Annotated in this window: 7 protein-coding genes and 1 pseudogene; 4 read left to right on the top strand and 4 right to left on the bottom strand. The window is 66.7% G+C overall.

The annotated features are described in order from the left end of the window. Positions 1 to 3 precede the first annotated feature (3 nt). Entirely contained in the window at positions 4 to 1,098 is a 1,095-nt protein-coding gene (locus EYZ64_RS01225) for a lysylphosphatidylglycerol synthase transmembrane domain-containing protein (RefSeq protein WP_135451517.1), read from the bottom strand. 71 nt (positions 1,099 to 1,169) lie between these two features. On the opposite strand from EYZ64_RS01225, the gene EYZ64_RS01230 reads away from it, so the two are divergent. Continuing rightward, positions 1,170 to 2,303, top strand: a complete 1,134-nt coding sequence (locus EYZ64_RS01230) for an AI-2E family transporter (protein ID WP_135451518.1) — start codon at positions 1,170 to 1,172, stop codon at positions 2,301 to 2,303. A gap of 72 nt (positions 2,304 to 2,375) precedes the next feature. Here EYZ64_RS01230 and mmpL3 read toward each other — a convergent pair. The 3 genes and pseudogenes from mmpL3 to trmB all read right to left on the bottom strand — a co-directional run bounded on the left by mmpL3 (position 2,376) and on the right by trmB (position 6,758). Further along, a pseudogene (mmpL3, locus tag EYZ64_RS01235) lies at positions 2,376 to 5,187 on the bottom strand (trehalose monomycolate exporter MmpL3). 78 nt (positions 5,188 to 5,265) lie between these two features. Then, positions 5,266 to 5,961 carry an NYN domain-containing protein gene (locus EYZ64_RS01240; RefSeq protein ID WP_135451519.1) on the bottom strand — a complete coding sequence of 232 codons (696 nt, stop codon included), beginning with the start codon at positions 5,959 to 5,961 and terminating at the stop codon, positions 5,266 to 5,268. Beyond that, a complete protein-coding gene (gene trmB, locus EYZ64_RS01245; RefSeq protein ID WP_167858062.1) occupies positions 5,958 to 6,758 on the bottom strand; it encodes a tRNA (guanosine(46)-N7)-methyltransferase TrmB in 801 nt (266 codons plus the stop codon). Before trmB ends, EYZ64_RS01240 begins: the two co-directional genes overlap by 4 nt. A gap of 286 nt (positions 6,759 to 7,044) precedes the next feature. On the opposite strand from trmB, the gene EYZ64_RS01250 reads away from it, so the two are divergent. From EYZ64_RS01250 to EYZ64_RS01260, 3 genes are all read left to right on the top strand, one after another. Further along, complete coding sequence (locus EYZ64_RS01250; RefSeq protein ID WP_353653656.1) at positions 7,045 to 7,887, top strand: P-loop NTPase family protein; 843 nt, start codon at positions 7,045 to 7,047, stop codon at positions 7,885 to 7,887. Next, complete coding sequence (locus EYZ64_RS01255) at positions 7,884 to 9,371, top strand: hypothetical protein (RefSeq protein WP_502702920.1); 1,488 nt, start codon at positions 7,884 to 7,886, stop codon at positions 9,369 to 9,371. The genes EYZ64_RS01250 and EYZ64_RS01255 overlap by 4 nt, the downstream gene beginning before the upstream one ends. 156 nt (positions 9,372 to 9,527) lie before the next feature. Further along, positions 9,528 to 11,357, top strand: coding sequence for a phosphoenolpyruvate carboxykinase (GTP) (locus EYZ64_RS01260; RefSeq protein WP_135451522.1), 1,830 nt, complete (start codon positions 9,528 to 9,530; stop codon positions 11,355 to 11,357). The last annotated feature ends 16 nt before the right edge of the window (positions 11,358 to 11,373 follow it).

The following is an 11,373-nucleotide window of genomic DNA, read 5'->3' on the forward strand; positions in this document are numbered from 1 at the left end:
CTCCTAGCATTCGGATTCGGGTTTTGAAGAGTCGGTTGCCGTGTCCGTGTTCACGTCGGGGTCGATGTCCTTCTCGGTGCGGAACATGAAGAAGAACACCACCCAGCCGATCGTGGAGATGAAGATCCAGCTGACCAGCCGGTAGATGAGCATCGCGGAGATGGCAGAGGCCAGCGTCAGTCCGGAGGAGACCAGCCCGGGCACGAGGACGGCCTCCACCACCAGTAGACCGCCCGGCATCAACGGGATCGAGCCCACCGCCCGGGCCGCGGCGTAGGCGACGGTGACGCCGGCCAGTGACGGGTGACCGCCCGCGGCGTAGCAGGCGAACGCCAGGCAGGCCACGTCGGCGATCCAGTTGAACATCGACCAACTGAACGCCACCGCGAGGTCCCGTCGGCCCAGGTTGACGGACTCCAACTGCTGCAGGATCTCGCGCCATTTGGTCAGCCCGGCGTCTGAAGGCTTGCCGCGCAACGAATTAACCCACGACAGCACCTTGGCCCCGATGCCGTCGATCAGCTCGGGTCTGGTGGCCACGGCCTGGGCCAGCAAGATGATCGCGAGGAACGCGCCGAGCGAGAAGATCAGTGACAGCGGGTTCTTGCTGGCGCCGAGCAGGAGTGCTCCACCGAGGCCGAGCAGTGCCAGGCCCACGACCTGCAGCACGCCCGACATCACCAGCTGCCACGAGGCCACCAGTGGTGAGGCACCCCAGATGCGTTGTTGGCGGTATACGAACGTCGCCGAGAGCACCGGGCCGCCGGGCATGGTGGTCGACAGTGCGTTACCGGCGTAGAACGCGGCCTCCGACCGCCACTGCTTGACGGGCACACCCGCCGAGCGCAGCAGGGTCCGCTGGATCTGGGCGAAGCTGTGCATCGAGGCCATCGCTGCGCCCACCGCCGCAAGCACCCACCATCCATTTGCGGTCAGCAGGCTGCGCCATGCCTTCGCGAGCTGGTCCCAGACCAGGGTCACTTCGACGGCGAGAACCGTGACCGCGAGTGCGATGACCACCCATCGGGCCCACCAGTACTTGCCGCGCGTTGAGCCGGCCCGGGCCCGGGCCGTGTCGGCCGGCGCGTCCTGTGACACGCCCTACAGGGTAACCGCGCAGGTCGTGTCGACATCGCCGGTTGCTGGGCGCGCCGCATTACGCTACCGAGATGGCACTGGATCCTGTTGCTGATGAGGCCGTTACGCCGTTCGTCCGCAAGGTTGCGGCCTGGTCATGGCGGCTGCTCGTCATATTCGCGGCCGTCGTGGCACTGCTGTGGCTCATCAAACACCTTGAGGTGATCGTGGTGCCGGTGGCGCTGGCCACCATGGTCGCGGCGTTGCTGCTGCCCGCCGTCGACTTCATGGACCGCCGCGGTGCCCCGCGCGGCGCCGCCGTTGCGCTGGTTCTGCTCGCGAGCTTCGCTGTGGTGGGCGGCATCCTGAGCTTCGTCATCTCCCAATTCATCGAGGGCGCACCACAACTCGTGGAGCAGGTGACCCGAAGCATCGACGGGCTGCGCAACTGGCTGATCAACGGCCCGCTGCAGCTGAGCAAGGAGCAGATCGACCAGGCCGGCAACACCGCGATCGAGGCGCTGCAACGCAACCAGGAGAAGCTCACCACCGGGGCGTTGTCCACCGCGGGCACCCTCACCGAACTTCTCACCGGCGCGCTCTTGGTGCTGTTCACGCTGATCTTCCTGCTCCAGGGCGGCCGCAACATCTTCGCGTTCGTCACCAAGGTGTTTCCGACCCATGTGCGTGAGCGGGTTCGTGACGCCGGGCGGGCCGGCTTCCACTCGTTGGGCGGCTACATGCGAGCGACGTTCCTGGTGGCCCTGGTCGACGCGCTCGGCATCGGTACCGGCTTGGCGATCATGGGTATCCCACTGGCGCTGCCGCTGGCCTCGCTGGTGTTCATGGGTGCCTTCATCCCGCTGGTCGGTGCCGTCGTCGCCGGATTCCTGGCGGTGGTGGTGGCGCTGCTGGCCAAGGGATTCGTCTACGCCCTGATCACGCTGGGGCTGATCATCGCGGTGCAGCAGCTGGAAGGCCATGTGCTGCAACCACTGGTGATGGGGCGCGCGGTGTCGATCCACCCGCTGGCGGTGGTGTTGGCCATCGCGGGCGGCGGTGTGCTGGCCGGCATTGTCGGCGCTCTGCTCGCGGTGCCCACGGTGGCGTTCATCAACAGCGCGACCCGGGTCCTGCTGGCCGAGGACCCGGACGCCGAGGAAGCGCAACTGGCGGAGGCAGAGGGTGTCGTCGTCGGGGTTCCTCCGGACGAAGCAGACGACTAGCGCCGAATGTCGGCTTGTCGTCGAGATTCCAGCGAATCATCGAGCACAAGCCGACATTCGATCGGCGAGTTCTTACAGCCGGCCCTCGCGACGCAGCAGATCCTGCGCGCTCATCCCGCCGCCGCGACGAGGGGGTTCGTCGTCGCGGCGGTCGAACTTCTGGGTCGACGGGTCCTGATCACGCTGGCGCGGATTCGGACCCGGCACCGGCCCCGGCCGCTGTGCGCCGAACGCCGTCGTCGGTGCGCTCTCACCGTCCGGTCGGCTGCGGCGTGCGCTCGGTGCCGGCGCTGGTGTTACCCGCCGCGGTGTTGACCGTGTTGACCGCCGTGTTCACCGCGTTGCGCACGGCGTTGCGCGCCATCGCGAACTTGGTGGTGGCCGGTTCTTGATTGGGCTGCTGGTGGGCCTGGGCCTGGGGTTGGGCCTGGGGCGGGTTGATCCGCGCGGTACCTGCGGCCGAGGGCGCATTGGTCCGCGGCATCTGCGGGCGCATGGGCTCGGCCGCGGGATGGGTCGGATCGTGCGGCCGCGGTGCCGGCAGGGCGCCGACGCCGGCCAGGGCGCGTGGGTCCTCGCCGGACTCCTGAGCCATCGGACGCTTGCGCTCGTCGGGCAGTTCGGTCTCACCGAGGCCGAGCTTCTCCTGGACGCGTTTCATCCAGTGCGGAGCCCACCAGCAATCGTCACCGAGCAGCTTCATGATGGCGGGCACCAGGAACATACGGATGACCGTGGCGTCCAACAGCAGAGCGATGAGCAGACCGAAGGCCAGGTACTTCATCATCACCAGGTCGGAGAAGGCGAATGCACCGACCACCACTGCCAGCACCAGGGCCGCACCGGTGATCAGGCGGCCGGTGGTCGCGGTACCGATCCGGATGGCCTCCGCGGTGGACATGCCGCGTTCCCGGGCCTCCACCATGCGGGATACGAGAAAGACCTCGTAGTCGGTGGACAGACCCCAGATCACTGCGATGATCAACCCGATCATCGGTGCCATCAGTGGTTGCGGGGTGTAGTTGAGCAGCCCGGATCCATGACCACCTTCGACGAACATCCAGGTCAGGATGCCCATCGTGGACCCGAGTGTCAGTGCGCTCATGAGGGCGGCCTTGATCGGCAGCACGATGGATCCGAACGCCAGGAACATCAGCACCGTCGTGGTGAGGACCAGGATCACCGCCAGCAGCGGCAGGTTGTCGAACAGGCTCTGAATACTGTCCTGCGCCAGAGCCGGCGTGCCGCCCACGTAGACCTGAGTGCCGTGGGGTGCGGGCAGGGCTCGCAGTTCGTTGATCTTCGCGGGTGCGTCGCTGCTGTTGACCAGGCCGTTCTGGATACTGCGCACCGACGGATCCTTGGTTCCGCTTTCCTGTGCGTTGCGTTCCTGCCACATCTTGGACGGGTTGTCGGCGTCGGTGAAGCCGGAGACCGTCGCGGCCTTGGAACGTAGCTCGGCGAGCTGCTGGTCGGTGACCGGTTTGCCGTCGTCACTTTGGATGACCATGGTCAGCGGCTCGGTCCGGAAACTGGAGAAGAGTTTGTCGAACTCCTCCTGGGCCATGCGCACCGAGTTGTCCGGCGGCAGGTACTTCTCGCTCATACCGCCAAGCGCGAGCTGGCCGAGCGGGATGACGAGGAGGGTCATCACGACCAGGATCGGGGTGGCGAAGGCGATGGGCCGCTTCATCACGACGTTGACGAGCTTGCCCCAGAAGCCCTGTTCGACTTCTTCGCGGGTTTTCGTCTTCTGGGTCTTCTCGGCGAACCAGTCGATGATCTTCCGGGAGAACGGCCAGTTGGCCAGGAACGGCACCTTCAGCAATGTCGTCACACCCAGTGCGTCGACTCTGGGTCCCAGGATGGCCAGCACTGCGGGCAGCACGGTGATCGACAGGAATGCCGCCAGCAGTACTGAGGCGATGATGGCGTAGGTGATCGATTTCAGGAAGCCGAGCGGGATCAGCAGCAGCGGCAGCGAGGACGCCACGATGATCACCGAGGAGAACGCGACGGTTCGTCCCGACGTCATCACCGATCTTCGTACCGCGGCCTCGGTGTCATAGCCCTCGGCCAGCTCCTCTCGGAACCGGCTGACGATGAACAGGCCGTAGTCGATGGCGATGCCGAAGCCCATCATCGTCACCACCGGCTGGGCGAAGAAGTGCACGGGCCCGAACTCGGCGGTGAGTCTCAGGATGCCCAGAGCGCCGGCGATCGTCAGGCCACCGATGATGGCGGGCAGGGCCGCAGCGACCGCTCCGCCGAACACAAAGAACAGCACCACGGCGACCAATGGCACAATTGCCAGCTCGGCGCGTTTCTGGTCGGTGCCGATCGTGCCGGTCAACTCGCTGGCCAGTGGGTTCAGCCCGGCCAGTTTGATGTCGCCGTCGTTGACCTTCCGAAGGTCAGGCTCGATGACTTGGTAATTCTTCAGAATCGTGTCGTCGTCGTCGCCCTTGAGCGGCACGCTGATGAAGGTGTGCTTCAGGTCCTGCGTCTTCATCTGGTTGACGAGTTCGTCGGTGGTGTCGGGGGCTTTGAGCCAACCCACCCAACCGACTATCTGGTCCGGGTGATCCTTGACCACCTGGTCCAGTTCCGCAGTGACCTTCTTCTGCCACGCCTTGTCGGTGACCTTCTTGTCATCCGGCGGCGTCAGGATGGCGACGATATGGCTGGTCCGGTCACGGCCGTAAACCTCGTCGCCCAACAGCGACGCCTGGACCGACTGGCTGCCCTCGTCGTAGAAACCACTCTGAGTGACGTGCTCTCCGAGACTGGCGCCATAGAGGCCGCCACCTAGGCACAGCGCCACCATGACACCGATGACGATGTACCTCAACTGGTACACCGTTCGACCCCACCAGGCGAACACTTAGGCTCCTAACGCTTCAATATTTCGCTTTAAAACTTGTGGTGACCCGCGCACGGACTGGACGTAGGTCTTCAGTTGTTACGCACGTGCGGTTAGTAGCGATGACAGCGGCCGGAACGGCTGCAGCCATGCTCCCTGCTCGGGCAGCGAGTCCAGTCCGATCCGTGGCAACGGTTCCCGGAACACACCAGGAATGTCCTCCAGATCGACAAACTCCAAGGTATCCGACGCTAACGCCCAGCTCGCATGTTCGCGAAATCCGAGCACCTGCACGGGGGTGCCTGCACGGGCGATTTCTTCCAGGGGCTGGCGGAACGCTTGCCCGTCAGCCGAGGCCACGAGGACCGCTGCCAGTCCTTCTCTGCGACGCAGGGCGATGTGCTCGAGCATGTCGCTGTCGACATCGCTGTCATCGTCGATCTTCGGCTTGGCGAAGACGGCGAAACCCACGTTACGCAACGCCTCCACCCACGGGCGCACCACATCGGCGCTACCTGGGGCGATGTTGGTGAAGACGGTGGCCTCCGGCTCCAGCGATACATCCTCGTCATCGCCGGCTTCGGAGACCAGATCTGATGTGTACCCCAGCAGCCACCGGCCCAGAGCGTCGAACCGTGGACGGTGCGCGGCGGTCGGGCGGCCGCCGAGGATCGCGCCCAGTCCCATGTCCAGATTGGGGGCGTCCCACACGAGCAATACGCGGCGCGCGGGGGTGGCAGTGGCACCCGCCTCCACCTGCGCGGACTCGTTCTGCATGTCTTCGGTCACACTCATGGCCGTTTCTCCCAGACCAGCTCGGTGACGTCGGGACCGGCCAGGGCTTTGCGCTCGTACTTGGTGACCGGGCGTTCGACCGATATCGGCAGGTGTGTGGCCCCTATGTCGACCCGGCGCAACAGTGGTTCGGCGTCACCGACCTCGGCAATGTGCTCGGCATACCCGGCGTGGTCGGTGGCCGCATGCAGGATTCCGCCGGGCCGCAGCCGATCGGCGATCAGGGCCACCGTGGCCGGCTGCAGCAGACGGCGCTTGTGGTGACGGGCCTTGGGCCAGGGATCCGGGAAGAACACCCGCACCCCGGTCAGGGTCCCGGTGCCGAACATGTGCTCCAGCACGTCGACGCCGTCCCCGCGGACCATGCGGATGTTGGTGACGGGGGATGAGGTTTCTCCGGAGCGGTCGATCGCGCTGAGCAGTTGGGCCAGACCCTTGCGGTAGACCTCCACCGCGATCACGTCGAGATCGGGTTCGGCCTGGGCCATGGCAAGCGTTGAGGTGCCGGTGCCTGAGCCGATCTCCAGGATCAGCGGGGCCGAGCGGCCGAACCACGCCGCGGTGTCAACGTCGACGACGGGTTGCGAATCCTCGTCACGGGCTTGGATGCCCAGCTCAGGCCACAGCCGATTCCAGGTCTGTTGCTGGGCGGGCGACAGCGTCGACCGCCGGGTACGGAAGCTGGTCACCCGGGGAAAACGGTGCGGCTGGGCGGGCGGCACGTCGGCCGCTTCATCTGCCGGCGCCGGCCCACCGACATCGGACCTGGACGGGTGCATCCGTCCATGGTCTCTTATCGGCGGCGATGTGCTCGCATCGTGGTAGAGATTGATACCCAACAGTTGCCTCCTACTGTTAAGGCGTAAACCTCTGTTCGCGCGCGCCCGCGGCCCGTGTCACGATTTTTCGTGGGGCACCCGGATGCGCCGGTGACCACGTAGGGAAGGCTGCCAGATTTTCGCAGACGAGCTCGCACGCTTTGCCGACCGTGACGGCGATGCGCGGTTGGCGGAGATCTGTGCGCGGGTGTCGGCTCCGCTATGTGTGGATGTGCGCGGGCGTCGCGGCGTGGGGGTGAGCACGGTGACTGCCGCTCTGGCGGGTGCGGGCCTCGAGACCGGTGCGGCCGGTGACGTCACGGTGCTGGTGATCGCCGAGGTGCTCAAACCCGAGGACGAGGCCCTGCTCGAGGAGCTGCGCCGGGCGGGCCGGCCGACGGTCGTGGTGCTCAACAAGGCTGATCTGGCCGGGTCGGGGCCGGATGGCCCGGTCGCGACCGCACACCGAAGGGCACAGCGCCTGCAGAACCCGGCCGGGGTGCCGGTCGTGCCGATGGTGGCACTGCTGGCGGTGGCCCGGGCGCCCGGGCCGCACCTGCTCGATGCGCTGCGGCTGCTGACCCGCGAGCCTGCCGACCTGACCTCGGCCGACGGCTTCGTTGCCGGTTCGCACCGGGTGCAGCGTGAGGTGCGTACCGAGCTGCTGGAACGTCTTGACCGGTTCGGGATCGCCCACACCACGCTGGCGTTGAGCCGCGGCGTCGACGCCGAGACCTTGCCGGGGCTGTGGCGACGGCTCAGCGAGGTGGACCGGGTGCTGGCGGCCATCGATGCGGCGGCCGCGTCGGTCCGGTACCGGCGGGTGCGGTCGGCACTGGCTGAGCTGCGTGCGGTCGGCGGCCCGGCGGTGGGGCGTTTCCTGGCCGCCGATGACACGGTGATCGCGGTGATGGCCGCCGCCGTCGACGTCGTGCAGGCCGAAGGGCTGACGGTGGGCCCCGGTGACGATCACAATGCCCATCTCTGTCGCGCCCGCCGCTGGCGGCAATACCGCGACGGTCCGGTGAATGCCCTGCATCGACGGTGCGGTGACGACATCGTGCGAGGTTCCCTGCGACTGCTGGGTGCGACGGGTAGCCGACGGTGACCGACGTGGATACGGCCCGGGATCAGGCGGCGGCGGGCACGCGAGGAGCAAAAATCGCCGAGGCGGACGCCGTGGTGGCCGCGATCGACCCGGGCCTGAACTCGCCGGGGGTGGAAACCCGCGATGCGGTGCTGGTGGCCGGTCCGTGGCTGGCCGGATCGACGAGCGTGATGGCGGCACTGCGGGAGCGGATGCCGCAGACGACTTTCGTGGAATCCACTGAATTGGTGGCCGGCGAGGCGCCGGCGGCTGTGGTGTTCGTGGTTTCGGCAGCCGCCCCGGTTACTGAATCAGATTGTGCCCTGGTCGATTTGGCGTCGCGATACACCGATCTGGTGATCGGCGTGGTGTCCAAGATCGATGCGTACCGCGACTGGCGCGATGTGCGCGACGCCGATGCGGAAATCCTGGGCGAGCGCGACGCGCGCTACGAACGCATGCCCTGGGTGGGGGTGGCGGCGGCGCCCGATCTCGGTGAGCCGCAGCTCGATGAGCTCGTCGAACTGCTCGCCGGCCAGCTCGCCGATCCCGATATCGCGCGCCGGAACAGGTTGCGCGCCTGGGAAACTCGACTGGAAGCGGTCATCCTCCGGTATGAGGCCGACGGGTCCGGCGCCGACCGCCAGGCCCGCGTCGACGTGTTGCGGGAGCGTCGCGCCGAGGTGGCCAGGGCCCGCAGGCTGACCCGTACCGAGCGCAGCATCGCGTTGCGCAGTCAATTGCAGCAGGCCAGGGTTCAGCTCGGCTATTTCGCCCGCAACCGGTGTAACTCGGTGCGCACCGAATTGCAGGAGGATGTCGCGGGCATCGGCCGGCGCCGGATCGAGACGTTCGAGGACTACGCGCGGCAACGCGCGCACGAGGTCGTCGGTGAGGTCGACGAGGGCGTCACCGCCCACCTGCGCGGAATGGCGGACGAACTTGAGTTGACGGAACCTGAATCGCCCGCCCCGGCGCGGGTCCCCGACCTGCCGTCGCCCCAGCTGAAATCCCGGACCCTCGAGACCCGGCTGATGCTCGTCCTGGGCGCCGGCTTCGGGCTGGGTGTGGCGGTGGCGGTCAGCCGGGTACTGGTGGGTGCGGCCCCGCGACTGGCCGTGGCCGGCCTGGTGGTCGGGGCGGTGGTGGGCCTGCTGCTGGCGATCTGGGTGGTCGGCACCCGTGGGTTGTTGCACGACCGGGCGGTGCTGGATCGCTGGGTCGGCGAGATCACCACCACCCTCCGTTCGGCGGTCGAAGAGCTCGTCGCGAAGCGGGTCCTGGCCGCGGAGACTGCGCTCACCACCGAGCTGGCGGCCCGTGAGGAAACCGAGGCGGCCGCGGTGGCCGAGAAGACCGCCGCGATGGACGCCGAACTGCGTGAACATGCCATCGCGACCGCGCGGGCGGCGGCCCAGAGAGACCGACGGATCCCGCCGTTACAGCGGGCGCTGAACGCCGTGCGGGCGGATCTGTACGGCAACAGCGACGCTACTGGCGAGTAACCACCTGATAACGTTGATCTGAATCGTTCCTGTGAGTGATCGGACATACCACTGGTTCACCGTGGGTATGTCACCCGAGTTAACCTCTACCCAAGGGGTAGCCGTGACCGCGTCGTGACGTGGCTTGGGTTCCACAAACCTACGCAGGAGAATTTGATGACCTCAGCGACCATTCCGGGTCTGGACACCGCACCGACGAAACATCAGGGTCTGCTGGCCTGGGTCCAGGAGGTCGCAGAGCTGACTCAACCGGATCGGGTGGTCTTCGCCGACGGGTCCGCTGAGGAGTATGACCGGCTGGCCGCTCACCTGGTCGAGGCGGGTACCTTCCAGAAGCTGAACGACGAGAAGCAGCCGAACTCGTACCTGGCGCTCTCCGATCCGTCCGACGTCGCCCGCGTCGAGTCTCGCACCTTCATCTGCTCCGAGCGTGAGATCGACGCCGGCCCCACCAACAACTGGATGGAACCCGCCAAGATGCGCGGGCTCATGAGCGACCTGTACCGCGGCTCGATGCGCGGCCGCACCATGTGGGTGGTGCCGTTCTGCATGGGTCCGCTGGACGCGGAGGATCCCAAGCTCGGTGTGGAGATCACCGACTCCGAGTACGTCGTGGTCTCGATGCGCACGATGACCCGGATGGGTCAGGCCGCGCTCGACAAGATCGGCGACGACGGCTTCTTCGTCAAGGCGCTGCACTCGATCGGTGCGCCGCTGGAGCCCGGCCAGAAGGACGTGCCGTGGCCGTGCAACGACACCAAGTACATCACCCACTTCCCGGAGACCCGTGAGATCTGGAGCTTCGGCTCGGGCTACGGCGGCAACGCTCTGCTGGGTAAGAAGTGCTACTCGCTGCGGATCGCCTCGGCGATGGCCCATGACGAGGGCTGGCTCGCCGAACACATGCTGATCGTCAAGCTGATCTCCCCGGAGAACAAGGCCTACTTCGTCGCCGCGGCATTCCCGTCGGCCTGCGGCAAGACCAACCTCGCGATGCTGCAGCCGACCATCCCCGGCTGGCGTGCCGAGACCGTCGGTGACGACATCGCCTGGATGCGGTTCGGCAAGGACGGCCGCCTGTATGCCGTCAACCCCGAGTTCGGTTTCTTCGGCGTCGCACCCGGCACCAACTGGGATTCCAACCCCAACGCGATGAAGACCATCGCCGCAGGCAACACCGTCTTCACCAATGTGGCCAAGACCGACGACAACGACGTGTGGTGGGAAGGCCTGGAGGGCGAACCCGACCACCTGATCGACTGGAAGGGCAACGACTGGTTCCTGCGCGAGACGGAATCCAAGGCCGCGCACCCGAACTCGCGCTACTGCACCCCGATCTCGCAGTGCCCGACGCTGGCGCCGGAGTGGGACGACCCGCAGGGCGTGCCGATCTCGGCGATCCTGTTCGGCGGCCGTCGCAAGACCACGGTCCCGCTGGTGACCCAGGCCCGCGATTGGCAGCACGGTGTGTTCATCGGCGCCACTCTCGGCTCCGAGCAGACCGCCGCCGCCGAGGGCAAGGTCGGTACAGTGCGCCGCGACCCTATGGCCATGCTGCCGTTCCTGGGCTACAACGTCGGTGACTACTTCCAGCACTGGATCAACATCGGCAAGAACGCCGACGAGTCGAAGCTGCCTGCGGTGTTCTTCGTCAACTGGTTCCGCCGCGGCGACGACGGCCGCTTCCTGTGGCCGGGCTTCGGCGAGAACAGCCGCGTGCTGAAGTGGGCCATCGAGCGCATCGAGCACAAGGCCGACGGTAAGAGCACCCCGATCGGCATCGTGCCGACGGCCGCCGATCTGGACCTGTCCGGGCTCGATGTGGATCCGGCCGACGTGGACGAGGCGCTGGCCGTCAACACCGAGGAGTGGCGGGCCGAGCTCCCGCTGATCGAGGAGTGGTTCGAGTTCGTCGGTGAGAAGCTGCCCACCGGCATCAAGGACGAGTTCGACGCCCTCAAGCACCGCCTGGCCGAAGAGTCCTAGTTTTCAGCATTACGCG

Source organism: Mycobacterium sp. DL99 (assembly GCF_004762045.1).
Taxonomy (GTDB): Bacteria; Actinomycetota; Actinomycetes; order Mycobacteriales; family Mycobacteriaceae; genus Mycobacterium.